The sequence below is a fragment of the Pseudomonas sp. MWU12-2345 genome (assembly GCF_023242385.1).
Lineage (GTDB): Bacteria > Pseudomonadota > Gammaproteobacteria > Pseudomonadales > Pseudomonadaceae > Aquipseudomonas > Aquipseudomonas gingeri_D.
Map to the genome: position 1 here is coordinate 195,245 of NZ_JALLJA010000011.1, position 23,717 is coordinate 218,961.

Sequence of the window (23,717 nt, forward strand, 5' to 3'; positions counted from 1 at the left end):
CTCATCCCTCCTTGTGCGGGGTTACCGCGTCAAATGCGGCGCGGCCACGCGGGCCATGGAAGTATTCGTGAATCCACGGGTCGTCGGTTTCGGCGACCCGGTCGATGGCATCGGCCACCAGTACGTGTTTCTGCGCCAGCACCGCGACCCGGTCGGTGATGGTGTAGAGCGTGTCGAGGTCGTGGGTGACCAGGAACACACTCAGGCCCAGGGCATCGCGCAGGGTCAGGATCAGTTGGTCGAAGGCCGCCGCGCCGATGGGGTCGAGGCCGGCGGTGGGTTCGTCGAGAAACAGGATGTCCGGGTCCAGCGCCAGGGCGCGGGCCAAGGCGGCGCGCTTGATCATGCCGCCGGACAGCGAGGCCGGGTATTTGTTGGCGGCCGACAGCGGCAGGCCGGCCAAGGCCAGCTTGACCGCCGCCAGGTGTTCGGCATCGCGCCGACTGAGGCCGGCGTGTTCGATCAGCGGCAGGGCGACGTTCTCGGTGACCGTCAGGGAGGAAAACAACGCACCTTTCTGGAACAGCACACCGAAGCGCCGTTCGACCTGGGAACGCGCCTGTTCCGAGAGGCTGCGCAGGTCCTGGCCGAACACCCGTACGCTGCCCTCGCTGGGTTTGCGCAGGCCGACGATACTGCGCAGCAGCACCGACTTGCCACTGCCGGAGCCGCCGACCACGGCGAGGATTTCGCCGCGGTAGAGGTCCAGGTCAAGGTTTTCGTGGACGCTCTGGCTGCCGAAGCGATTGCACAGCCCGCGCACTTCGATCACCGCCTCGCTCGGCGCCCGTGGCGGTCGACTCACCAGCCCATCTCCATGAAGAACAACGCGGCAACGGCATCCAGCACGATCACGATAAAGATCGACTGGACCACGCTGGAGGTGGTGTGGGCGCCGACCGACTCGGCACTGCCGCTGACCTTGAAACCTTCCAGGCAACCGACGGCGGCGATCAGGAAGGCGAAGATCGGCGCCTTGACCATGCCGACGAGGAAATGCTGGACGCCGATATCGGCCTGCAACAGGGACAGGAACATCGCCGGCGAGATCCCCAGGGACAAGGCGCAGACCACGCCGCCGCCGACAATCCCGCAGAGCATCGCCAGGAAGGTCAGCATCGGCAGGGCGATCAGCAGGGCCAGGACCCGGGGCAGCACCAGCAATTCGATGGGATCGAGGCCGAGGGTGCGAATGGCGTCGATCTCCTCGTTGGCCTTCATCGAGCCGATCTGCGCGGTAAAGGCGCTGGCGGTGCGCCCGGCCATAAGGATGGCGGTGAGCAGTACGCCGAACTCACGGAGGAAGGAGAAGGCCACCAGGTCGACGGTGAAGATACTGGCGCCGAAGCTTTTCAGCACCGTGGCGCCGAGAAAGGCCACCACGGCGCCCACCAGGAAGGTCAGCAGGGCGACGATCGGGGCGGCGTCGAGGCCGGTCTGTTCGATATGGGCGACGGTCGCGGTCATGCGCCAGCGCCGTGGGTTGAAAATCCCCCGCGCCAGGGTCTCCAGGATCAGGCCGACAAACCCGAGCAGTTGCAGGGTGTCTTGCCAGACGGCATCGACGGCTTTGCCAATGCGTTCGAGCAACTGGATGCCGGCCGCTTCTTCCGGTTCGCGCACCGGTTCGCAGAAATCCGCCAGGGAGCAATACACGGTGTGCAGCAGGGCCCGGTCGGCGGCACTGATGCGGCAGTCCGGGTGTTCGGCCGAACGTCCGAGGCGATCGGCCCCCAGCAGCTCCACCAGCAACGACGCGCCGGCGGTGTCGAGGGCGCCGAGGTCATTGAGGTCGATATCGGTGCTGGCGTCGTATTGGCCGACCAATTGGGCGGCCCGCTGCTTCAGGTTGGCGTAATGGGCCAGCGTCCAGTCACCACTGATCCTCAGGCGCGCGGGACTGCTCGAGGTATCCAGGTGGGCGGTGCCGGCCGTTGCGCTAATGATTGAAAGCTCCGTGCTTAACAGACATTGATACTGGCCTCTGTAATAGCACGATCTGGCCCCTGATCTCTAGTCGCTCACCTTGAAGCGCAGCACGCCGAGCATCTGGCCGCCCTCGGTCAGTACTCGCACCTGCCAGTCACCGGTGGGGTCGGCCGGGAAGTTCTGCTTGTGCGACCAGGCGCGATAACCTTCCTTGCGCCCGCCATGGATATCCAGGGCGATGCGGTCGACTTCGCGGCCGTTGAACTGCCAGACGTGGTAGATCCGCTCGTCCAGCCCGCGCGGCGCACTGATCGAGGTGTAGGCATACAGCCCATCCTTGCGCACCTGCTGGGTGCTGACTTGCTCCAGGCCCTCACCCGGGGTGCGGTCCTGTAGCTCGGTGGTCACCGCGACTTCGGTCATCCACAAGGTCGCCGGCGGCACCCACGAGCGCAGGAACCAGCCCGCGCCGCCAATCGCCAGGGTCACGCCGATCAGCATCAACCAGCCGCGCAAGCTGCGCAGCGGCAGGCTCACCGCCAGGCTCGGGATCGACAACAGCATGGCGATGCCCAGGGCCAGCTGGTAGCTCTGGGGCGTGGTCAGGTGCAGGATGATCGGCAGCGCGGTGAGCAGCGCGGCGAACAGCGTCAGGGTATGCAATCCCAGCAGCAGCCAGCGTTTCGGCGAGAGCCAGTTGTAGTACAGCGGATCGATGATCGAGACCAGCGCCGCCGCGCCGAGCAGCCCGGTGAACAGCAACTGGCTGCTGTTCCAGGTGGTGGTAATGAAAAAGAACGGCAGGACAAAGGACAGGCTTTGCTGGTGGATCATCTGCGTGGCATAGCGCAGCAGCGGCTCGGGGATATCGTGTTTGAACAGGCGACTGAAGAACTGCGTCAGGACGTTCTCCAGCATCAACCAGAGCCAGCTCACCAGCAGAATGACCGCAATCCAGCTGGCGGAGTTCTGCTGGCGATCAACCAGGATGAAACTGGCGATACCGGAGCAGAAGCCGAAAGCCGCAATCACCCCTGGATAACGCTTCATCAGTGCGAGGAGGCGTTGGATATGCAGGGTCCAGTTCGGCATTCGGCAGTTCACAGTCAGGCAGTTGAAAGATCACGACACAATACCGTTTCAGGCGCGATTAGTCGTGTTTGTGGTGGCCCCATGCCCCTACAGGACTCGCGTCGTACGCAAAGCCCGGGCACGACACAAATCCTGTAGGAGCAAGCTTGCTCGCGATGAACGATAACGCGGTCTAGCGTCGATAAGCCCGCCAACCCAGCAGCCCGATCAGCAGCAAGCCCGCGAGGGCGGCGCCCAGGCCGATCAGCTGTTCATCGCTGAGCAGCGGTTTTTCGATCCGCAGGTAGCCCGGCTGCTTGAACAACTGGCGCAGCGCCTGGTTGGCATCCGCCAGCGTCACCGCCCGCAGGGCCTGGGCCGGGTCGGCAAAATGGCCGTCCTCGTAGTCGCCCAGCGCCCCCCAGTAATAGTCGGCCAGGGCACTGTTGCCCTGCACCGCCCAGGCCTGGCGGGCAATGGCGGCTTGTTGCAGGCGGGCGAAGGTGTCCGGGTCGAGGCCGTCCTTGAGCAGACGGGCCCTGAGCGCTTCGAGCACCTGTCGGGCGTCGTCCAGATTATCGCGTTCGACATCGGCGTTGACGCTGAAGAAGCCGACGCCGCCCAGCACTTCGCGTTCGCTCCACGGCCCATAGGACAGGCCGTGGTCCAGGCGCAAATGCCGATACAGCGCCCAGTCCAGATAGTCCTTGAGCAGATCGAAGGTTTCGTCGGGCAGCCCTTCCAGGGCCGGCTCCGGAAACAGCCAGTGGATTTTCGCCCCGTTGCCGACCCAGCCGCGTGGCAGGTCGCGTTGCGCGGCGGCGGCCTGGTCATGGATTTCCGGCAGCGGCTGGTGGTCATTGGGCTCGATCGGCGCCAGGGCGCCGAAGGCCCGGTCCAGGTAGGCCGGGAGCAGGCGATCAAGCTCGCCGACCATGATCAGGGTCATATTGTTCGGCGCGTACCAGTTCTTGCGCACGGCCTCCAACTGCTCCCGGGTCAGGTGCTGGACATCGGCGCGCTCGGCGCATTTGAGTCCCAGCTCCACCGCCAACTGGTTGCTGGCGTTGTGACCGAAGTCCTGGCGGTCCAGCCAGCGCTGCAAGTGCGAGTAATGGCCGCCCTCCTCGCGCTCCACCACCTGTTTGGCGGCGGCAATGGCGTTGTCGCTGAGCTCGGTACGGGTGAGGATCTCCAGCAGCAGGTCGAGAATCTTGCGCTGGTTGGCGGCCGGGGCCTCGATCACGAAGGTGGTGTCGGCATTGCTGGTGTAGGCGTTCCATTCGCCGCCCAGGGCCTGCATGCGTTCTTCCAGGCCGCCTTCACCGCTGGCGTCGACGCCACTGAACAACAGGTGTTCGAGCAGGTGTGGCAGTTCCTTGTCGGCACAGGAGAAATCGTCGAACCCGACCCCCACCACCAGGCGGATTGCCACGTGGCCGCGTTCGTTGCCGGGTTTGAGCAGCAGTTGCAGGCCGTTGGGCAATTGATAACCCTCGACCTGGAAGCGATCGAGGGCGGCGGCGTGCAGGGTATTGAGCAGCAGGCAGGCGAACAGCAGGCAACGCATAACCATTTTCCGAAGGCGGGGTCCTACGCAAAGACAACGGTGCAACCATGGACGTTCAAGACGATTGGCTGATGTCGTCGAGTTCTTCCGAGGCCAGGGCGCCGGTCTCGGCGGTTTCCAGCACCGCATAGGCGCTGCCGCAGAATAACGAATTCAGGCGTTTCATGTCGGCAATCAGCTCCAGATGCAGCGAACTGGTTTCCAGGCTCTGCACCACGCCGCGCTGCAGGCGACTGACGTGGGCGTGGGCCAGGCGCCGTTCCTGGGCGCGGAAACGACGCTTTTCCCGCAGCAGTTGCCGGGCGGTCTGGGGATCGGCACCGAGGAACACCGTGAGGCCCAGGCGCAGGTTGTCGATCAATTGCCGGTGCAGCCCGGCGAGCTCCTCCAGGCCGTCCTCGGAAAACGAGCGGCGCTGCGAGGTCTTCTGCCGCTGCACCTTGCGCAGCATCTGCTCGATCAGGTCGGCGGCCAGCTTCAGGTTGACCGCCAGTTCAATGATTTCCGCCCAGCGCCGGCTGTCCTGTTCGCCGAGGTCTTCCCGAGGCATCTGCGCCAGGTAGAGTTTGACCGCGCTGCAAAGCACCTCGACATCGTCGCACAGACGACGTATTTCGATGGCCACGGCGGTCTGCTTGCCGTTGAGCACATTGAGCATGGCGTCGAGCATGCTGTCGATCAGGTCGCCGATGCGCAGGGTTTCCCGTACGGCGTTGGACAGCGCCAGGCTCGGTGTGTCGAGGGCGGCGGGGTCGAGATGGCGGGGCTTGGCCTTGCCGTTGACCTCGGGCCGTTCCGGCAGCAGCCAGGCACAGACCCGGGCCATCGGGCCGACACTGGGCAGCAGCAAGACGCAGCGCGCGGTGTTGTAGAGCAGGTGGAAGCCGATCACGATTTCCTGGGGGCTGTACTCGAGGCCATCGAGCCAGTGTGCCAGCGGCGTCAGCGCCGGGATGATCAGCAGCAGGCCGATCAGCTTGTACAGCAGGCTGCCGAGGGCCACCTGGCGGCCGGCGGCGTTCTGCATGCTGGTGCCGAGGAAGGCCAGCACGCCGCTGCCGATGTTCGCGCCGATCACCAGGCCGATGGCCACCGGCAGGCTGATCACGTCGGCGCCGGCCAGGGTCGCGGTCAGCAGCACGGCGGCGAGACTGGAATAGGAGACCATGGCAAACAGCGCGCCGACCAGGGCATCGAGAAGGATATCGCCGGTCAGGGAGGCGAACATCACCTTCACCCCCTGGGCGTGGGTGATGGGCGCGGCGGCTTCGACGATCAGTTGCAGGGCGAGGATGATCAGTCCCAGGCCGATGCCCACGCGGCCGAGCTGGCCGGCGCGGGTCTGCTTGCGCGAGAGGAAAAAGATCACCCCGATGAAGATCAATAGCGGCGACAGCCAGGACAGGTCGAAGGTCAGGACCCGGGCCATCAGCGCGGTACCGACGTCGGCGCCGAGCATCACCGCCAGGGCCGGGGTCAGGGTCATCAGGCCCTGGCCGACGAAGGAGGTGACCAGCATGGCGGTGGCATTGCTGCTCTGGACCATGGCGGTGACCAGGATCCCGGCGATAAAGGCCAGGGGGCGCCTGGACATATTGCGGCCGATGACGTGGCGCAGGTGTGAACCGTAGACCCGCAGGATACCGGTACGGACGATGTGCGTGCCCCAGATCAGCAGGGTCACGGCGGAAAGCAGATTGAGCAGGGTCAGCATGGACGGCCCCCTGGCATGACGGGTGCCCCATGGGGGCAAGTTCGGATTGTGACGGTTCGCCTTTTTTCTACGACTTGTCCTTAAGCTGTAGTTGGCTATTTGGCCGAGCGCCAGCATCGCATGATCGGCGCCGGACCTGAAACAAAAATGTCATATTTCCATGAGGCGTCGTGGGAACCGGTTGCCGGCCCCCACCGTTCAGGGTTATTGACCCGCCACATCCTTGTGTCGTTCCCCGGCTTCGTGTTCCTGCTTCTTTTTCTGCATAGCGGTACGCATCTTGATGTTGATCGCTTCCACCGCCAGGGAGAAGGCCATGGCGAAGTAGACATAGCCCTTGGGCACATGCACGTCGAAGGCTTCGGCGATCAGCACGGTGCCGACCACGATCAGGAACGACAGCGCGAGCATCTTCAGCGACGGGTGCTTGTCGATAAAGTCGCCGATGGTCTTCGAGGCCAGCATCATCACCAGTACCGCCACCACGATCGCCGCGATCATCACTGGCACATGGGAGACCATGCCCACGGCGGTAATCACCGAGTCGAGGGAGAACACGATGTCGATAATGGCGATCTGGATGATGGTGTAGAGGAAGTTGCCGCCCTTGCCTTTCGGCCCTTCGCCGGCTTCTTCCTCGCCTTCCATGCCGTGGTAGATCTCCTGGGAGCTTTTCCACAGCAGGAACAGGCCACCGAAGAACAGGATCAGGTCACGCCCGGAAATACCCTGGCCGAAGACCACGAACAGGTCGTCGGTCAGGCGCATGACCCAGGTGATCGACAGCAACAGCAGGATCCGCGTGACCATCGCCAGGGCCAGGCCGAAGATCCGTGTGCGCTGCTGCATGTGCCGGGGCATGCGGCTGACCAGGATCGAGATCATGATGATGTTGTCGATGCCCAGGACAATCTCCAGGGCGGTCAGGGTGAAAAAGGCCACCCAGATTTCCGGGTTGGTCAGCCAATCCATATCTATTCCTTTGAACGAGTATTTGAGCCGTATCGGCGCCAGGCTTCAGGTTCTGAAGTCCGTGCGCCGACACGACAGTGAATCATTGCCTTATAGACTGCCGTACAACGGAAAGGTCCCCAGCAACAAGGCGGCCAGCAATATGCACAGGCACACCAGCACCGCCCACTTGAGGGTGAAGCGCTGGTGATCGCCGAACTCGATACCGGCCAGGGCCACCAGCAGGTAGGTCGAGGGTACCAGCGGGCTCAACAGGTGGACGGGCTGGCCGACGATCGAGGCACGGGCCATTTCCACCGCGCTGATGCCGTAGTGGCTGGCGGCTTCGGCCAGTACCGGCAGCACGCCATAGTAGAAGGCGTCATTGGACATGAAAAAGGTGAACGGCATGCTCACCAGCGCGGTAATCGGCGCCAGGTAAGGGCCGAGCGCCGGCGGGATCACCGCCAGCAGGCTCTTGGACATGGCGTCGACCATGCCGGTGCCGGACAGGATACCGGTGAAGATCCCGGCGGCGAAGATCAGCCCGACCACTGCCAGCACACTGCCGGCGTGGGCGGCGATGCGCTCCTTCTGCTGTTGCAGGCACGGGTAGTTGACGATCATGGCAATACTGAACGCCACCATGAACAGCACCGGCAACGGCAGCAGTCCGGCGATCAGCGCGCCCATCAGGGCGATGGTCAGGGCGCCGTTGAACAGGATCAGTTTCGGCCGGCGGGCATCCGGGTATTGCGAGACGCTGATTTCGCTGTGGTCGACTTCATCGCCGACAACATGCAGTTCGCCCAGGCGTGCTCGCTCGCGCAGGCCATAGAAGTAGGCGATGGCCAGGATCGCCAGCACTCCCGCGAGCATGGCCGGGATCATCGGCACGAAGATATCCGAGGGGTCGACGTGCAGCGCGCTGGCGGCACGAGCGGTCGGTCCGCCCCAGGGGGTCATGTTCATCACCCCGCCGGCGAGGATGATCAGCCCGGCCATGATCCGCGGGCTCATGCCGATGCGGCTGTACAGCGGCAGCATGGCGGCGACGCAGATCATATAGGTGGTGGCTCCGTCCCCGTCGAGGGACACCACCAGGGCCAGCACGGCGGTGCCCACCGAGACTTTCAGCGGATCGCCCTTGACCAGCTTGAGGATCTTGCGCACGGCTGGGTCGAACAGGCCGGAGTCGATCATCAGGGCGAAATACAGGATGGCGAACATCAGCATCACGCCGGTGGGCGCGAGCTTGGTGATGCCGTCGATCATCATCTTGCCGATGCCTGCGGCAAAACCGCCGAACAGGGCGAAGACGATGGGGACGATGATCAGGGCGATCAGCGCGGACAGGCGCTTGGTCATGATCAGGTACATGAAGGTAATGACCATGGCAAAGCCAAGGAAAGTCAGCATGGGGAGGCTCCGGGCGTAACGCGGCTGGGGAAAGGCGAAGGGACTGGGGTCAGTGCTGGGCGAGCGGCGCGAAAGGGACGAACGGAGTTGCAGCGAACAGGCGGGTCGTAGCGGACATCGGTATCACCATCTTATTGTTGTGAAGGGGCCGTCGAGCGTCTTCAAGACGCGCCACGGCCGACCGGTCTGGTGCCGGCGGTGAGGTGATGCTAAAGGGGCAAGCTTTCAGCCAGCTTTCGTTGCTGAAAATTGGACGACAGGCAGGTCGTATCGGCGTAATACGACCTGTTCCTGATTTCTCGGGTAATCAGTGCGTTTGTTCAACCACTGGGGATTGATCAGCAAGCACCCCGAGCACTGCTGCATCGATCAGCGCCTTGGCCATTTCGTCCAGCTGAAGAGCAGTCCATCGCAAGGAGCGACGATGGGGATGGTCCCCATAGGCCAACTCTTCGTTTAGTGCGCAAGAGCAGTCGAGGGCGATGGACGCGTTTTCCAGCAGATGGATCAGGGGGACGTCGGCATTGACACTAAAAAGTGTTGCGTTGGTTTCGTTGTAGCGACCGAAAGGGACTTTGTGGCTGGTAGGCTTTTTCATCATTCAGATTCTCGTTTTAGGTCGCCACCAGACGCCGTCAAACGAACGGGTGGCAACTGTGCGTAGGTTGACGGACCGGAAACGAGAAACCCGGCGCACCCGAAGGTGCCCCACGCACAGCCGCCATAAAGCCATGCAACAGGCACGGAGGTGCCCACGCGGCGGTACACGGGGTGTGTCGTATCTCGTTAGAAACCGGACCGTCAAATCCGATCACGAATGTGTCGTGACAGCTGCGAGGATATGGAGATAGGGGGGGAGGGTCAAGTCAGCTCTGGCCCGGTTTGCTGGTAGGCACCGGCCACGACTTGCATGGCCGGTGCCGCCAGTTGTTGCAGGCTTGCATTGCGGGCTTGCCCTACGACATAAGCGGTCTGCTGGCGATCACACCAATCGAGCATGAGATGCCGGCAAAAGCCACTGTCACCCGGAAAAGACAATAATCATAAGGCTTTCAGTCGACGGTCATAAAAAGTCCGGGCAGCTCTCTATAGCGCAAAACAAATCGCATTGGGAGCTTCAATAATGAATGAAACGTCTCGGATATCACAAAGTCTGCTCGTAAATGATTTGATCGTCATGGTCACCTGTTTCTTGGATACATCGTGATCGAACTCGATGACAGCCGTTGCATCCGAAAAGCCATCGTTGATTGTCAGGGTTGTTAATCCGCTAGGATAACTCTTGTCAGGTGTTAGGTAATATTCGGAGGCCAGAGCGGGGGAACCATTACCGTGCCTGTCAACCATTATTACCTGACCTGAAGGAAGCGCTCTGTATACATCGCAACCCGAAAAATAGATATTGACGTTGGATAGAAAAGAAAACTTATCCGTATCGGAAATAATGACTTGTGGTACCTTTTTTTTAGGAGCGGGATGTAGAGTGTCAGCAGAAGAATATTGAATAACCTGATCATTGATCTGAACCTGGCACCAAGTATCTGTTTGGTTTTTTTTGTGGCCAGCGTTAGTCTCAGCCTTACGCACCTCAAGACCAACACTGCTTTGGATATCTTCGAAGATCCAATAGCTGGCAATGACGGCAGCGTCAGGTGAGGCGGTTGAGTAAATGACTTGATTTCCGAATTTGAATGCATTGAAATTATATTCGGCAGATGAGCTCTTGAATTTCAATTCGTGAGAAGCGGTGGTGTGCCCATATCTCTGCCCATAGTCGTTGGTGCGGACATTTGTATAAAATCTAAATCCAGAAGAGCTAATATCGTGCGCTTCCAAATATTCAAAAGGCTCGTTCGATCCGGCCATTGAATACAAGACAGGGGAGAGCGTAAGGTGCTGAAAGTCTATGTTGTCAATAGAAAAAAACATTTGAGTCGATGCAGTAACTTGAGTTTCTTTTTTCATCTCTCGTTTCCTCAATGCATGCGAGTTAGGTGCTGAGTTTCTCAACGCGCGCTGTACGTTGACAAAACTCAAACCTCTGCAAGAAGGACAGCCATATCGCCTGCATTGGCGATTTCAGCAGCCCTGTTTCGTTCCACTGGAGGTCAGTACCGTTGTAGGTGCAGGCAGTTCCAACTCTCAGAATGTGGAAGTTATTACTGCTGCCTGATCTGGCTCTCTCGTTCTCTTGCCGAGACATCCCGCATCCACAGAGATTGAAAGGAAGTGCTGGACAGCACCGGGCCTTCAATGTTCGTGGTTTACTTCATGCGCCTTCAGTGAAGAGGGCGTGCTTAGAACGACATTACTGAGCCTAAGCGGTCTCCTGATTCTGTCAAGCGCCCCTCTGCCTCAATGTCATCAACTTAAGAAATTTTCCTATAAATATCAAATGATTAGAACTGAAATCGGTACGGATGCAAATCCTCAAGGCAGCTCCAACCCACCCGCCGCCTTGTGCAGCGCCCGCAGGTGTTCGCCGACCATCTTCAGGTTGGCTTCGCTGGCCTCGATCTGCGCTTCCCGGGCCGGGTCCAGCAACTTGCGGATCTCCTTGTCGAGGTCGCCGGTCAGCCGTTGCAATTGCTGCTGGCGCTGGCTGCTCTCGGCTTCCAGGCGTTTCCACTCGGACGGTTGTGGCAAGCCATAGCCGCTGCTGCCGAGCAATTCCGCCGGACGACTGAGGTAGCCGCTGTTGGCAAGAATCTCCTGCAGGGTGCGGTTGGCCTGGTCCATGTCGTTGTCCTTGAGCTTGATGTCGCGGGCACCGAGGTACTTCTGTTTCACCTCGTCCTGGGCCAGCAGCAACTGTCGGCGAAAGCTCGCCTGCTCCAACAACAGCATCGCCGCGCTGGCCCGCAGGTTGGCCTGGGCAAACCATGGGCGGCGCGCTTCGGCGGGCTGCGACAACCAGTCCTCGACGGTTTCCTGCTTGATCGGCAACTGTTTTCTCAAGACATCGAACATGGCCTGGTAGCGATCCCGGTAGGAGTCGAAGCGGTAACCCAGGCGCAAGGCCTCACGGGGATCGTCGAGCACGCTGGTGTCGGCCAGGCCACGGCCCTTGAGTACCTCCAGCAAACCATTGGGGACAATGCTGTCCAGGCCCTTGAGCTGGGCGTTGTCGCTGCCGCTGCGCAACAGCTTCAAGGTCTCCACCGCGCAGTTGTTGCTGATGAAGTAGTAGTTGCCGTCGTAGCTCCAGTGCATTTCGGCGGCATGCTCGACCACTTCCTCGATTTCCTTGCGCGACAGCTTCAGCGGCACCGAGGCCAGGCTGCGCAGTTCGGTCTTGGTGTATTCGTCGATCACCTGGGACAGCGGCAAGACGAACAGCCGCGACGGATAGGCCCCGTTCAGCCCACCCCAGGTCGAAAGCTGGACGTCGTTGACGAAAGCGCGATAGGACAGCACCAGGTGCTGGTCCAGATCCAGCCGGCAATCCGGCCCCCGTGGCCGGCCCGGGGCACAGATCACCAGGCGCAGCATGCTGTGGCCCCAGCGGCTGACCCAGTTCTGGTTGGCTTCGGCCAGCAGGTAGTCGACTTCGTAGACCCGCTCGGGGTCGATCTTGCCCAGGGGCGTCTTGCCGAAGTCATTGCCGGCGTTGAGGAACGGGAACGCCCGGTCGCAGCTGTCCTTGGCCGGTGGCGCCCAACCGAAGCGTTCCTGGTAGTAGCGATACAGTGCCGGACGGCGACAGGCGTAGGCCGGGTCGAGGAGGAAGTACTCCATATTGACCGCGACGAACTCCTTGGGATTGGTGGTCTCGTAGATATCCGGGCTGCGCACGACCTGGCCGTTGCGCTGTTCCCGCTGGCCACGGGTGCCGACCACTTGTGGCCAGCCGGCGAGGTCGAGCAGGCGCGGGTCGTCGCTGAGGGTAAAGCGTCGGCCGGTCTGGCCCCGGCATTGATCGGGCAGGCCGACCAGGCCGGTATTGCTGTCACGCTGGGTGCAGCGCTGGATCAGCGTCCGTTCGGCGTCGGGCCACAAGCGGGCGCGGTCATAAATATGGGTCAGTTCGTGAAGAACGGTGGCGAGCATTTCCTCGCGCACGGTGCCGTGGGACCGATTGGTTTTTTTCGTCGCGGCCGAACCGTCCACCAGGCCGGGCAACAGCCTGCGATTGAGGTCCACTTCGGAGACCAATGAGGCCTCGCCGTAGGCGTTGTCCGGCATCTGGGTCGACCAGACAAAATCAATGCTGCGGTCCAGTTGTTCGATAAAACGCGGCGGCAGATGGGCCATGGCCTCATCGATCAACACTTGGCTGGCCTGTTGCTCGGCCGGGCTCAGACCTTCGGTCTTGAGGTGCAATTGCAGGCTGGCCTGGGCCGCGTTGCCGAACAGCAACAGGGCGCAGGCCAGCAGCCCGCCGGTGAGTAATCTCACAGGGCGAGAATGGCTTCGGCGAGGTCTTGATCGCTGGCGTCACGGGCGCCTGGCACTTCAGTACGCAAGGCGGCAAAGGCGGCTTCCAGGTGGGCCCCACGGATATCGCCCTGGCTGGCGACGAAACTGGCGGCGTCGTCGTGGGCTTCCCGGACCACTTTCGAGTCGCGGATCGAGGTGGTGGTGTCCGAGGTGAAGTCGAGGGTACGGCCCGTGGCCCGTACAAGCATATTGCTGGTAGCCACCAGGGTGTGCGCCGAAGCCACGTCGGTCATCAACAGCAGGCCGAGGGCGGCGGCGATCAGGGGGGTACGCATGTAAAGGTCTCCGGGAATGCAAAGTGACTATTGGACGAGAATTGCCTGGGCCAGTTCAAGGTCGCTGGCATGAAGTTTTGGCTGGGTTCGGCGCAGGTACGCGAGGGCCGACTCCAGTTGCGCGCCGCGCAGTTGGCCATCGCTGGCTACAAAAGCGGCTGCGTCATCCTGGGCGGCCAGTATCAGTTTACGGTCGAAGGGCGCGGTGGTCACTTGGCTGGTGACATAACCGCTGCCGACCAGGGTCTGGGTGGTCAGGTCGAAGGCCTGGGCCTGGCTGATCCAGGCGAGCGCTATGAGCAATAAGGTGAGTGAGCGCATGGGTCTCTATGTCTTATTGAGCGAGCGCCCAGGCTAGCGGAATCCACGGCCCATGCGCCAGGGTTTCAGATGGCCAGGATCGCCTGGGCCAACTGTGCATCGCTGGCCTGCAATTGCGGGGCCTGGCGACGGATGGTGTCGAAGGCGCTTTCCAGCTTCACGCTGCGGATCTGGCCATTGCTGGCGACGAAGCTGGCGGCGTCATCCTGGGCCGCACGCACGATCTTGTTGTCGCGCAACGACGAGGTGGCATCGGACGAGGCGTCGGAAGTGGCCTTGAGGGCGCCGACCAGCGAGTCGGTGGTGACAATAAAGCTGCTGGCATGGGCGGCGCTGGCCAGGGTCAACAGGGCGGCGGCACTCAGCAGGCGAAGGCGGGACATGGTGAATCTCCAGGGGTATGAAGAGGAACAGTGGCAGCGGATAAAGGCCGCCACTCGAACACAATGGACGATAAACCTCAGACGCACATTCCGCGCTGCTGGCTACCTAAGACCGCGATATTAGACAGAGTTCCCTGCCTGCTGAAAGCGAGTTTCGTCGGCTGATCCGCGGTTTAGAGGCGTTCGTTCAGGTTGAGCAAAAGTGTACTGGTATATTTTTATATCTATATAACTGTACCTGTCTGGCGTTTTCTCGCGCCTTTTCCTGAAATCCACTTGCCGGAAACGACAAAGCCCGTCGCGGTTTCCCGCGACGGGCTCTGTTTTTTCAATTCGGGTGCTGGCGGTGGACCCGGTGGGTCAGGGCCAGCGAGCGCTGCTTAGCGCCAGAACGGCTTGCTCAACTCTTCGTAACGCTGTGCTTCGCTGATCCCGGCATCGGCCAGCAGACGCGAATCCAGGCGAGCCAGTTGATGGCGGCTGGCAATGCGGCGCTGCCACAACATCAGGTTGGCGAGAACGCGCAGAGGCATCGAAGCTTGAGCGTCAGTAGCGGTGTTTTCGTAGAACATGTCGGAACTGAGTGTACGTTCCATGATTAGCATCCTTCCGCTTGTGGCGGGATTAGGTAGTGGTTTAACTGATGCCAATGATCCTCCTCTTTGCCTAGTCTCTGTAGATACAGTTCATCTGTATTGTGAGGGCTCAGTTAACTGTTTAAGGGTGCTGTACTGCTCGAAACTGAGGCAACTGTACCTGTCCGCCTCTAAATGGTGCATTTTCATCTGACTGAGGGAGATCCAAGGTGATTCAAGGTAGGAAATGACCGGTACAGCAGTACAGTTTTTCTCACAAAGCCGAGAAATGCAGAGGGGCTGACGAAACTGTGTTTGCGTCAGCGCCCAACTGTATCAATCAGCTCGGCAGCATCTTCCCGGTTTCGTCCAGGTTGATGTGCCAACTCAGTGCTTCACGGAGGATGTGTGGGGTGTGACCGCCCAGGGCACAGGCACGATTGAAGTAACTGTTCAGGGCTTCGCGGTAGTCCGGATGCACACAGTTGTCGATCACCACCCTCGCCCGTTCCCGTGGCGCCAGGCCGCGCAGGTCGGCCAGGCCGATTTCGGTGACGAGGATATCCACGTCATGCTCGGTGTGGTCGACGTGGCTGACCATGGGCACCACGCTGGAAATGGCCCCGCCCTTGGCAATGGACTTGGTGACGAAGATCGCCAGGTGCGCGTTGCGGGCGAAGTCGCCGGAGCCGCCGATGCCGTTCATCATCCGCGTACCGCAGACGTGGGTGGAGTTGACGTTGCCGTACAGGTCGAACTCCAGGGCGGTGTTGATGGCGATGATGCCCAGGCGCCGCACCACTTCCGGGTGGTTGGAGATTTCCTGCGGGCGCAGTACCAGCTTGTCTTTATAGTGTTCCAGGTTGCCGAACACATCGCTGTTGCGCCGGCTCGACAAGGTGATCGAGCTGCCGGAGGCGAAGGACAGCTTGCCGGCGTCGATCAGGTCGAAGGTCGAGTCCTGCAGCACTTCGGAGTACATGGTCAGGTCTTCGAACGGCGAGTCGATCAGCCCGCACATCACCGCGTTGGCGATGTTACCGATCCCGGCCTGCAGCGGGCCGAGCTTGTTGGTCATGCGCCCGTCGGCCACTTCTTCCTTCAGGAAGGCGATCAGGTGACTGGCAATGGCCTGGGTGTCGTCGTCTGGCGGGGTGACGGTGGACGGCGAGTCGGGCTGGTTGGTGATCACGATGGCAACGATCTTGGCCGGGTCGATCGGGATCGCGGTGCTACCGATGCGGTCGTCGACCTTTACCAGCGGGATCGGCGTGCGGGTCGGTCGGTAGCTGGGGATATAGATGTCGTGCAGGCCTTCCAGGTTCGGATTGTGCGCCAGGTTGATCTCGACGATCACCTGCTTGGCAAAGATCGCGAAGCTGGCCGAGTTGCCCACCGAAGTGGTCGGCACGATATGCCCCTCTTCGGTGATGGCCACGGCTTCGATCACCGCCAGGTCCGGCAGCTTGAGCTGCTTGTTGCGCAGTTGCTCGACGGTTTCCGACAGGTGCTGGTCGATAAACATCACTTCGCCGGCGTTGATCGCCTTGCGCAGGGTGCTGTCCACCTGGAATGGCATACGGCGCGACAGCACGCCGGCTTCGGTGAGCTGTTTATCGAGGTCGTTGCCCAGGCTGGCACCGGTCATCAGGGTGATTTTCAGCGGCGACGTCTTGGCGCGCTCGGCCAGTGCATGGGGCACGGCCTTGGCTTCACCGGCGCGGGTGAAGCCGCTCATGCCGACGGTCATGCCGTCCTGAATCAGGGCGGCAGCGTCGGCTGCGCCCATGACCTTGTCCAACAACGAAGGCAAGCGAATACGATCACGGTACATGGCGTGTTATCTCAGGCAACGGAAGCAAGATGCGCAGTCTAGAGGTTTCAAAAAGTTTCGCCGCGCGACCAAGGTCGAATGCCGATTGAGGATTCAGCGCCTTTGGTCGGTTTTTTGCGGGCAAAGAAAAACCCCAGCCTACGGGAGGCCGGGGTTTTTGATATTGCGTTAGCGCAAGCTTTTACTCGACAGCCTTGACCATGTCCTCGATGACCTTCTTCGCATCGCCGAAGACCATCATGGTCTTGTCGAGGTAGAACAGTTCGTTGTCCAGGCCGGCATAACCGCTGGCCATGGAGCGCTTGTTGACGATGATGGTCTTGGCCTTGAAGGCCTCGAGAATCGGCATGCCGGCAATCGGCGATTTCGGATCGTTCTTCGCCGCCGGGTTGACCACGTCGTTGGCGCCGAGCACCAGCACCACGTCGGCCTGGCCGAACTCGGAGTTGATGTCTTCCATCTCGAACACCTGGTCGTAAGGCACTTCGGCCTCGGCCAGCAGCACGTTCATATGCCCGGGCATGCGCCCGGCCACCGGGTGGATCGCGTACTTCACGGTCACGCCACGGTGGGTCAGCTTCTCGGTCAGTTCCTTGAGCGCATGCTGTGCCCGGGCCACCGCCAGGCCGTAGCCGGGCACGATGATCACGGTGTCGGCGTTGGTCAGCAGGAAGGTGGCGTCATCCGCCGAGCCGGATTTCACCGGCCGGGCTTCCTTCGAACCGGCCGGGCCCGCTGCGTCGGCCGTGTTGCCGAAGCCGCCGAGCAGCACGTTGAAGAACGAGCGGTTCATGGCCTTGCACATGATGTACGAGAGGATCGCACCGCTTGAGCCCACCAGGGAGCCGGCGATGATCAGCATCGAGTTGTTCAGCGAGAAGCCGATCCCCGCCGCGGCCCAGCCGGAGTAGCTGTTGAGCATCGACACCACCACCGGCATGTCGGCGCCGCCGATGGGGATGATGATCAGCACGCCGAGGACGAAGGCCAGGGCCAGCATCAGGGCGAAGGCATTGAGGTTGCCGGTGAGCATAAAGGTCAGGCCGAGGCCGAGGGTGGCCAGGCCCAGCAGCAGGTTCAGTTTATGCTGCCCGCCAAACTGTACCGGTGCGCCCTGGAACAGGCGGAACTTGTACTTACCCGACAGCTTGCCGAAGGCGATCACGGAACCGGAGAAGGTAATCGCACCGATCGCGGCACCGAGGAACAGCTCCAGGCGATTGCCCGGCGGGATCGAATCCCCCAGCTGTTTGACGATACCCAGGGATTGCGGCTCGACCACCGCGGCGATGGCGATAAACACCGCGGCCAGGCCGATCATGCTGTGCATGAAGGCGACCAGTTCCGGCATCTTGGTCATCTCGACCCGCTTGGCCATGATCGAACCGGCGGTGCCGCCGATCAGCAGGCCGACGATGACGTAGCCGATGCCGGCCGTGGCAAGCTCGGCACCCAGCTTATAGATGAGGCCGATGGTGGTGAGGATCGCCAGGGCCATGCCGAGCATGCCGAACAGATTGCCGCGCCTTGACGTGGTCGGGTGCGACAAGCCCTTGAGGGCCTGGATAAAGCAGATCGACGCGATCAGGTAGAGCGTCGTGACGAGATTCATGCTCATTACTTGGGCGCCTCTTCTTTTACCGCTTTCGGGGCTTTTTTCTTGAACATCTCAAGCATGCGGCGGGTCACCAGGAAGCCACCGAACACATTGACCGCCGCCAGCGCGACGGCCAGGGTGCCCATGGTCTTGCCCAGCGGGGTCACGGTCAGGGCGGCGGCCAGCATGGCGCCGACGATGACGATCGCCGAGATCGCGTTGGTCACCGCCATCAAGGGCGTGTGCAGCGCAGGTGTAACGTTCCAGACCACGTGGTAACCGACATAAATCGCCAGCACGAAGATGATCAGGTTGTAGATACCGGGGGAGATAAGCTCTTCCATCGTCTGAATCCCTGCTTAGGCGTTTTTGCGGATGACTTGGCCGTCGCGGCACATCAGGCACGCGGCGACGATGTCGTCTTCGAGGTTCACTTCGAATTGGCCTTCCTTGTTGAAGACCAGCTTGAGGAAGTCCAGCAGGTTGCGCGCATAGAGTGCCGAAGCATCCGCCGCGACTGCGCCGGCCAGGTTGGTCGGGCCACAAATGGTCACGCCATTTTCGACCACCACCTGGTCCGCCACGGTCAGCGGGCAGTTGCCGCCTTGCGCTGCCGCGAGGTCGATGACCACCGAGCCGGGCTTCATCTGCGCGACGGTCTCGGCGCTCAGCAGCACCGGCGCCTTGCGACCCGGGATCAGCGCGGTGGTGATGACGATATCGGCCTGCTTGGCGCGCTCGTGCACCGCCAGGGCCTGGCGCTGCATCCAGCTGGCGGGCATCGGCCGGGCATAACCGCCGACGCCGACCGCGCATTCGCGTTCTTCATCGGTCTCATAGGGCACGTCGACGAACTTGGCGCCGAGGGATTCGATCTGTTCCTTCACCGCGGGGCGCACATCCGAGGCTTCGATCACCGCACCCAGGCGCTTGGCGGTGGCGATGGCCTGCAAGCCGGCGACACCGGCCCCGAGGATCAGCACGCGCGCGGCCTTCACGGTACCCGCCGCGGTCATCAGCATCGGCATGAAACGCGGGTAGTGATGGGCCGCCAGCAACACTGCCTTGTAGCCGGCAATGTTGGCCTGGGACGACAGCACATCCAGGCTCTGGGCGCGGGAGGTGCGTGGCGCGGCCTCCAGGGCAAAGGCGGTGATGCCGTGTTCGGCGAGCTTGGCGAGGGTTTCGTTGTTGAACGGATTGAGCATGCCCACCAGGACGGTGCCGCGCTTGATCAGCGTCAGTTCGCTGTCGCTGGGCGCCACCACCTTGAGGATCAGCTCGGCGCCAAAGGCGTCGTTGGCGTTGCCAATGGCCGCCCCCGCCGCTTCATAGGCACTGTCGACAACGCTGGCGTTAAGCCCGGCGCCGCTTTGCACAGTGACCTTATGACCCTGGCCGATCAGCTTCTTGATGGTTTCCGGGGTTGCAGCAACCCGGGTTTCACCCGTCTGGGTTTCGAGAGGAACACCAATGTGCACGTCAAATCTCCTGCGTGATCTTTTTTATAAGAGGCCAGCGCACTGCGGATGGTGCGTCTGGAGCGGCCGATCAGCACGATCCCGCCGGATTTGTCGGCGGGGCGCGGCATTTTGCAGGTGAAAACCACACCCTTCAAGATATTCTGAAAGGTGACGCGAGATTAACTACAAGTCACGCTGTGACCAAATGTCGCAGGTGAACGCCATGAGCCCATAATACAGGGGGCTCACAAGGATTCTGGATGGAATTGAAGAAAATTCGAATCGGTGGCGTGAATGAGTCGGTATTGGACGGAAATAGGCCTTACAAGCCTTGCTGGCAGGCACTTTCGTACCAAATTTGCGGGTATCGGTACAGTCTGCCTAAAGGCGACATATTGTTATATCTGTAGGTGTTAAGAGTAATTGACTACAGGGTCAGGTAGTTGCTGTGGGCCTTGAAGACAGGAGGCTATAGCCGTGCGCCTGGTTTATCAGCCAGTCACGAAAAGCACGCAAGGACGCCGATTCGACCTTTCGCTCGGGAATCATCAGGTAATACGCCTTGATGCTGGACAACGCATTGGGGTTGGCAATTACCAGGCGCCGCTCTTCCAGTTCCCGCTGGATCAGGAAGGGTGGAATCAGCGCGACGCCCATCTCGTGCATGGCGGCCTGGGCCAACATGGAGAATAGCTCGTAGCGCGGCCCTGTCATGTCGCGGGGCACATTCAGCTCCTGGGCGTTGAACCACTGGCGCCAGGCATAGGGCCGGGTGGTCTGTTGCAGCAGCGGCAGTTCGGCGATCCGCGTGGCGCTGAGGCTTTGCTGGCTGCCCAGCAGGCTGGGGCTGCACACCGGCATGGGGTTCTCGCCCATCAGCCGATGGGACTCGGTACCCGACCAGTCGGCATCGCCGAAGTAGATCGCGGCGTCGAAGTCGGTATCGGCGAAAAGAAACGGCCGGGTGCGGTTGGTCAGGTTGACGGTGACTTCCGGGTGCTGTTGCTGGAAGTCCTTGAGCCTGGGCAGCAGCCACTGGGTGCCGAAGGTCGGGACCACGGCCAGTTCGATGACGTTGGCGCCCTGCTGCCCCATGACTGACAGCGTGTCGCGTTCCACCGCGTCCAGCTGCGTGGCGACCCGCCGACTGTAGGAAAGCCCTGCTTCGGTCAGCTTTACGCCGCGTCGGGAGCGTCGGAACAGTTCGACGCCAAGAAACTCCTCCAGGCTGGCGATCTGTCGGCAAATGGCACCTTGAGTGAGGGAGAGCTCCTGGGCGGCCTTGGTAAAACTCTCGTGACGGGCCGCGGCTTCGAAGCTGATCAGCGCGGTGGTACTGGGGATTTTGCGGCGCATATACGGCAACCTCACTAAAGGTGGTGCTAAATAGCGGTTGAAAGCTTTTCGGAGTGAGAAATTAGCACAACAGTATGCGAAATCCTCGTTTGCCGGATGGCTGGGTGGCGCCTAGGATCAGTCCAGACCTTTTTCACTGACTTCACGAGGACTCACCCATGGGCGCCAAGGCAAGCTTCAACTGGATCGATCCCCTGCTGCTGGATCAACAGCTCACCATCGATGAGCGCATGATCCGCGACACGGCCGAGCAATTCGCCCAGGACAAGTTGGCGCCACGGGTGCTCGAAGCCTTCCGTCATGAAAAGACCGACCCGGCGATCTTCCGTGAAATGGGCGAAGTCGGCCTGTTGGGTGCGACCATTCCCGTGGAGTACGGTGGCAGCGGGCTGAACTATGTCAGCTACGGCCTGATCGCTAGGGAAGTCGAGCGTGTCGATTCGGGCTATCGCTCGATGATGAGTGTGCAGTCTTCCCTGGTAATGGTGCCGATCAATGAGTTCGGCACCGAGGCACAAAAGCAGAAGTACCTGCCGAAGCTGGCCTCTGGCGAATGGATTGGCTGTTTTGGTCTGACCGAGCCGAACCATGGTTCCGACCCAGGCGCGATGATCTGTCGTGCACGCAAGGTCGACGGCGGCTACAGCCTGACCGGCAGCAAGATGTGGATCACCAACAGCCCGATCGCCGATGTGTTCGTGGTCTGGGCCAAAGACGATGCCGGGGATATCCGTGGTTTCGTGCTCGAGAAAGGCTGGAAGGGGCTGAGTGCTCCGGCGATTCACGGCAAGGTCGGCCTGCGGGCATCGATCACCGGTGAGATCGTCATGGATAACGTGTTTGTCCCTGAAGAGAACATCTTCCCTGAAGTGCGTGGCTTGAAAGGCCCGTTCACTTGCCTCAACTCCGCGCGTTATGGCATTTCCTGGGGGGCACTGGGCGCCGCCGAGTTCTGCTGGCACACCGCTCGCCAGTACACCCTGGATCGTCAACAGTTCGGCCGGCCATTGGCGGCGACCCAACTGATCCAGAAGAAGCTGGCCGATATGCAGACCGAGATCACCCTCGCCCTCCAGGGCTGCCTGCGTCTGGGGCGGATGAAGGATGAAGGTACCGCGGCGGTGGAAATCACTTCGATCATGAAGCGCAATTCCTGCGGCAAGTCCCTGGATATCGCCCGTATGGCTCGTGACATGCTCGGTGGCAACGGCATCTCCGACGAGTTCGGGATCGCCCGTCATCTGGTGAACCTGGAAGTGGTGAATACCTATGAAGGGACCCATGACGTCCATGCGCTGATCCTCGGGCGCGCGCAGACCGGCCTCCAGGCGTTCTATTAATAGAAGGAGCTTGGCTCATGGGCGCGCTATCGCATCTGCGAGTGCTGGATTTGTCGCGAGTATTGGCCGGGCCCTGGTCCGGCCAGATCCTGGCGGACCTTGGGGCGGAGGTGATCAAGGTCGAGCGGCCGGGTAATGGTGACGATACCCGCGCCTGGGGTCCGCCCTTCCTTAAGGACGCCTACGGCGAGAACACCACGGAGGCGGCTTATTATCTGTCGGCCAACCGTAACAAGCAGTCGGTGACCATCGATTTCACCCAGCCCGAGGGGCAGCACCTGGTGCGGGAGCTGGCGGCCAAGTCCGATATCCTGATCGAGAACTTCAAGGTGGGCGGCTTGGCGGCTTATGGGTTGGATTATGGGTCGCTCAAGGCGCTCAACCCGAAGCTGATCTATTGCTCGATCACCGGCTTCGGTCAGACCGGACCCTATGCCAAGCGTGCCGGCTATGACTTCATGATCCAGGGGCTGGGTGGGTTGATGAGCCTGACCGGTCGGCCCGAGGGTGATGAAGGTGCCGGGCCGGTGAAGGTGGGTGTGGCGCTGACCGATATTCTGACCGGGTTGTATTCGACGGTGGCGATTCTGGCGGCCCTGGCCCATCGCGATCAGGGCGGCGGCGGCCAGCATATCGATATGGCGTTGCTGGATGTGCAGGTGGCGTGCCTGGCGAACCAGGCCATGAACTACCTGACCACCGGAGTGGCGCCCAAGCGTCTGGGTAATGCCCATCCGAATATCGTGCCGTATCAGGACTTCCCGACGGCTGATGGTGATTTCATCCTGACGGTGGGCAATGACGGACAGTTCCGCAAGTTTGCCGAGGTGGCGGGTCAGCCGCAGTGGGCGGACGATCCACGGTTTAAGACCAATACGCAGCGGGTGGCCAACCGGGCGGTGCTGATTCCGTTGATTCGCCAGGCGACGGTGTTCAAGACCACGGCCGAGTGGGTGACACAGTTGGAGCAGGCGGGTGTGCCATGCGGGCCGATCAACGATCTGTCGCAGGTGTTCGCCGATCCCCAGGTGCAGGCCCGTGGCCTGGCGGTAGAGTTGCCGCATCCGCTGGCGGGAGTGGTGCCGCAGGTGGCGAGCCCGATCCGGTTGTCCGCGACTCCGGTGGAGTATCGCAACGCCCCTCCTCTATTGGGTGAGCACACGCTGGAGGTGTTGCAGCGGGTGTTGGGCCTGACACCGGAGGCGGTCGGAGCATTGCGTGAAGCGGGCGTCCTCTAGGCGCCCTGCTCCCTTCTATCTATATAGAAGCGCCATTTCTGGCGATGGCGTCCGTATAGGTGGTGCAAGGCTCAAGGGTCTCTTCGCGGGCAAGCCCTGCTCCTACAGTCCTCTGTCGTTCCCCAATTTTGTATACGACGCAAACCTGTAGGAGCAGGGCTTGTCGGATCGCCGCACCGCCGCGAAGAGGCCAGTTCGAACACTACAAAACCTGGGGTTTCTATACCGTTTTCCACGCTTA

The 23,717-nt window shown here is 61.3% G+C and carries 21 protein-coding genes and 1 pseudogene; 2 read left to right on the plus strand and 20 right to left on the minus strand.

Translation table 11 applies throughout. The annotated features are described in order from the left end of the window. Window position 1: 1 nt before the first annotated feature. From M5C71_RS21640 to M5C71_RS21735, 20 genes and pseudogenes are all read right to left on the minus strand, one after another. Entirely contained in the window at window positions 2-805 is an 804-nt protein-coding gene (locus M5C71_RS21640; protein WP_103496287.1) for an ABC transporter ATP-binding protein, read from the minus strand. Then, the gene (locus tag M5C71_RS21645; RefSeq protein ID WP_248768697.1) at window positions 802-1,947 is read right to left on the minus strand and encodes an ABC transporter permease; all 1,146 of its coding nucleotides are present in this window, start codon (window positions 1,945-1,947) and stop codon (window positions 802-804) included. Before M5C71_RS21645 ends, M5C71_RS21640 begins: the two co-directional genes overlap by 4 nt. A 66-nt stretch (window positions 1,948-2,013) precedes the next feature. Further along, window positions 2,014-3,021, minus strand: a complete 1,008-nt coding sequence (locus M5C71_RS21650; protein ID WP_103496289.1) for a DUF5924 family protein — start codon at window positions 3,019-3,021, stop codon at window positions 2,014-2,016. A 172-nt stretch (window positions 3,022-3,193) separates the two neighbouring features. Beyond that, window positions 3,194-4,570 (minus strand): pitrilysin family protein, encoded by a 1,377-nt coding sequence (locus M5C71_RS21655; RefSeq protein ID WP_248748000.1) that lies wholly within the window; start codon window positions 4,568-4,570, stop codon window positions 3,194-3,196. Window positions 4,571-4,625: 55 nt separating this feature from the next. Beyond that, on the minus strand, window positions 4,626-6,284 hold the full coding sequence (locus tag M5C71_RS21660) for a Na/Pi cotransporter family protein (protein ID WP_248768686.1): 1,659 nt from the start codon (window positions 6,282-6,284) through the stop codon (window positions 4,626-4,628). A gap of 204 nt (window positions 6,285-6,488) precedes the next feature. After that, complete coding sequence (locus tag M5C71_RS21665; RefSeq protein ID WP_103496292.1) at window positions 6,489-7,256, minus strand: TerC family protein; 768 nt, start codon at window positions 7,254-7,256, stop codon at window positions 6,489-6,491. A 90-nt stretch (window positions 7,257-7,346) separates the two neighbouring features. Beyond that, window positions 7,347-8,654 carry a CitMHS family transporter gene (locus M5C71_RS21670; RefSeq protein WP_248768687.1) on the minus strand — a complete coding sequence of 436 codons (1,308 nt, stop codon included), beginning with the start codon at window positions 8,652-8,654 and terminating at the stop codon, window positions 7,347-7,349. Window positions 8,655-8,961: 307 nt separating this feature from the next. Next, a complete protein-coding gene (locus M5C71_RS21675; RefSeq protein WP_248768688.1) occupies window positions 8,962-9,255 on the minus strand; it encodes a DUF3077 domain-containing protein in 294 nt (97 codons plus the stop codon). A 266-nt stretch (window positions 9,256-9,521) separates the two neighbouring features. Further along, window positions 9,522-9,692, minus strand: a pseudogene (locus tag M5C71_RS21680) (transposase); the annotation flags it as partial. A gap of 48 nt (window positions 9,693-9,740) precedes the next feature. Then, window positions 9,741-10,619 (minus strand): hypothetical protein, encoded by an 879-nt coding sequence (locus M5C71_RS21685; RefSeq protein ID WP_248768689.1) that lies wholly within the window; start codon window positions 10,617-10,619, stop codon window positions 9,741-9,743. A 465-nt stretch (window positions 10,620-11,084) separates the two neighbouring features. Beyond that, complete coding sequence (locus tag M5C71_RS21690; RefSeq protein WP_248768690.1) at window positions 11,085-13,052, minus strand: DUF4105 domain-containing protein; 1,968 nt, start codon at window positions 13,050-13,052, stop codon at window positions 11,085-11,087. Further along, window positions 13,049-13,369 carry a DUF2388 domain-containing protein gene (locus M5C71_RS21695; RefSeq protein WP_248768691.1) on the minus strand — a complete coding sequence of 107 codons (321 nt, stop codon included), beginning with the start codon at window positions 13,367-13,369 and terminating at the stop codon, window positions 13,049-13,051. The genes M5C71_RS21690 and M5C71_RS21695 overlap by 4 nt, the downstream gene beginning before the upstream one ends. A 27-nt stretch (window positions 13,370-13,396) precedes the next feature. Next, window positions 13,397-13,690 carry a DUF2388 domain-containing protein gene (locus tag M5C71_RS21700; protein ID WP_103496298.1) on the minus strand — a complete coding sequence of 98 codons (294 nt, stop codon included), beginning with the start codon at window positions 13,688-13,690 and terminating at the stop codon, window positions 13,397-13,399. A 65-nt stretch (window positions 13,691-13,755) separates the two neighbouring features. Next, window positions 13,756-14,073, minus strand: a complete 318-nt coding sequence (locus M5C71_RS21705; protein WP_103496299.1) for a DUF2388 domain-containing protein — start codon at window positions 14,071-14,073, stop codon at window positions 13,756-13,758. Window positions 14,074-14,453: 380 nt separating this feature from the next. Further along, on the minus strand, window positions 14,454-14,669 hold the full coding sequence (locus M5C71_RS21710) for a DUF1127 domain-containing protein (RefSeq protein ID WP_100940038.1): 216 nt from the start codon (window positions 14,667-14,669) through the stop codon (window positions 14,454-14,456). Window positions 14,670-14,988: 319 nt separating this feature from the next. After that, a complete protein-coding gene (locus M5C71_RS21715; RefSeq protein ID WP_103496300.1) occupies window positions 14,989-16,482 on the minus strand; it encodes an acetyl-CoA hydrolase/transferase family protein in 1,494 nt (497 codons plus the stop codon). Between the two features lie 181 nt (window positions 16,483-16,663). Then, window positions 16,664-18,100: an NAD(P)(+) transhydrogenase (Re/Si-specific) subunit beta gene (locus tag M5C71_RS21720; protein ID WP_100940040.1), complete on the minus strand. Its 1,437-nt coding sequence runs from the start codon at window positions 18,098-18,100 to the stop codon at window positions 16,664-16,666. Continuing rightward, a complete protein-coding gene (locus M5C71_RS21725; protein ID WP_003187010.1) occupies window positions 18,100-18,423 on the minus strand; it encodes an NAD(P) transhydrogenase subunit alpha in 324 nt (107 codons plus the stop codon). Before M5C71_RS21725 ends, M5C71_RS21720 begins: the two co-directional genes overlap by 1 nt. A 15-nt stretch (window positions 18,424-18,438) precedes the next feature. Then, window positions 18,439-19,560 carry a Re/Si-specific NAD(P)(+) transhydrogenase subunit alpha gene (locus M5C71_RS21730; protein ID WP_103496302.1) on the minus strand — a complete coding sequence of 374 codons (1,122 nt, stop codon included), beginning with the start codon at window positions 19,558-19,560 and terminating at the stop codon, window positions 18,439-18,441. Window positions 19,561-19,977: 417 nt separating this feature from the next. Beyond that, window positions 19,978-20,898 carry a LysR family transcriptional regulator gene (locus M5C71_RS21735; protein WP_103496303.1) on the minus strand — a complete coding sequence of 307 codons (921 nt, stop codon included), beginning with the start codon at window positions 20,896-20,898 and terminating at the stop codon, window positions 19,978-19,980. A gap of 158 nt (window positions 20,899-21,056) precedes the next feature. Between M5C71_RS21735 and M5C71_RS21740 the strand changes: the two genes are divergently transcribed. Beyond that, the gene (locus tag M5C71_RS21740) at window positions 21,057-22,238 is read left to right on the plus strand and encodes an acyl-CoA dehydrogenase (RefSeq protein WP_100940044.1); all 1,182 of its coding nucleotides are present in this window, start codon (window positions 21,057-21,059) and stop codon (window positions 22,236-22,238) included. A gap of 17 nt (window positions 22,239-22,255) precedes the next feature. After that, a complete protein-coding gene (locus tag M5C71_RS21745; protein WP_248768692.1) occupies window positions 22,256-23,476 on the plus strand; it encodes a CaiB/BaiF CoA-transferase family protein in 1,221 nt (406 codons plus the stop codon). Window positions 23,477-23,717 lie beyond the last annotated feature (241 nt).

Bases quoted from the DNA above. Each gene is read 5' to 3' on its own strand.
- M5C71_RS21650 (WP_103496289.1), bottom strand. From the start codon at position 3,021: ATGCCGAACTGGACCCTGCATATCCAACGCCTCCTCGCACTGATGAAG.
- M5C71_RS21710 (WP_100940038.1), bottom strand. From the start codon at position 14,669: ATGGAACGTACACTCAGTTCCGACATGTTCTACGAAAACACCGCTACT.
- M5C71_RS21670 (WP_248768687.1), bottom strand. From the start codon at position 8,654: ATGCTGACTTTCCTTGGCTTTGCCATGGTCATTACCTTCATGTACCTG.
- M5C71_RS21665 (WP_103496292.1), bottom strand. From the start codon at position 7,256: ATGGATTGGCTGACCAACCCGGAAATCTGGGTGGCCTTTTTCACCCTG.
- M5C71_RS21715 (WP_103496300.1), bottom strand. From the start codon at position 16,482: ATGTACCGTGATCGTATTCGCTTGCCTTCGTTGTTGGACAAGGTCATG.
- M5C71_RS21655 (WP_248748000.1), bottom strand. From the start codon at position 4,570: ATGCGTTGCCTGCTGTTCGCCTGCCTGCTGCTCAATACCCTGCACGCC.
- M5C71_RS21705 (WP_103496299.1), bottom strand. From the start codon at position 14,073: ATGTCCCGCCTTCGCCTGCTGAGTGCCGCCGCCCTGTTGACCCTGGCC.
- M5C71_RS21745 (WP_248768692.1), top strand. From the start codon at position 22,256: ATGGGCGCGCTATCGCATCTGCGAGTGCTGGATTTGTCGCGAGTATTG.
- M5C71_RS21720 (WP_100940040.1), bottom strand. From the start codon at position 18,100: ATGAGCATGAATCTCGTCACGACGCTCTACCTGATCGCGTCGATCTGC.
- M5C71_RS21700 (WP_103496298.1), bottom strand. From the start codon at position 13,690: ATGCGCTCACTCACCTTATTGCTCATAGCGCTCGCCTGGATCAGCCAG.
- M5C71_RS21675 (WP_248768688.1), bottom strand. From the start codon at position 9,255: ATGATGAAAAAGCCTACCAGCCACAAAGTCCCTTTCGGTCGCTACAAC.
- M5C71_RS21695 (WP_248768691.1), bottom strand. From the start codon at position 13,369: ATGCGTACCCCCCTGATCGCCGCCGCCCTCGGCCTGCTGTTGATGACC.
- M5C71_RS21685 (WP_248768689.1), bottom strand. From the start codon at position 10,619: ATGAAAAAAGAAACTCAAGTTACTGCATCGACTCAAATGTTTTTTTCT.
- M5C71_RS21660 (WP_248768686.1), bottom strand. From the start codon at position 6,284: ATGCTGACCCTGCTCAATCTGCTTTCCGCCGTGACCCTGCTGATCTGG.
- M5C71_RS21740 (WP_100940044.1), top strand. From the start codon at position 21,057: ATGGGCGCCAAGGCAAGCTTCAACTGGATCGATCCCCTGCTGCTGGAT.
- M5C71_RS21725 (WP_003187010.1), bottom strand. From the start codon at position 18,423: ATGGAAGAGCTTATCTCCCCCGGTATCTACAACCTGATCATCTTCGTG.
- M5C71_RS21735 (WP_103496303.1), bottom strand. From the start codon at position 20,898: ATGCGCCGCAAAATCCCCAGTACCACCGCGCTGATCAGCTTCGAAGCC.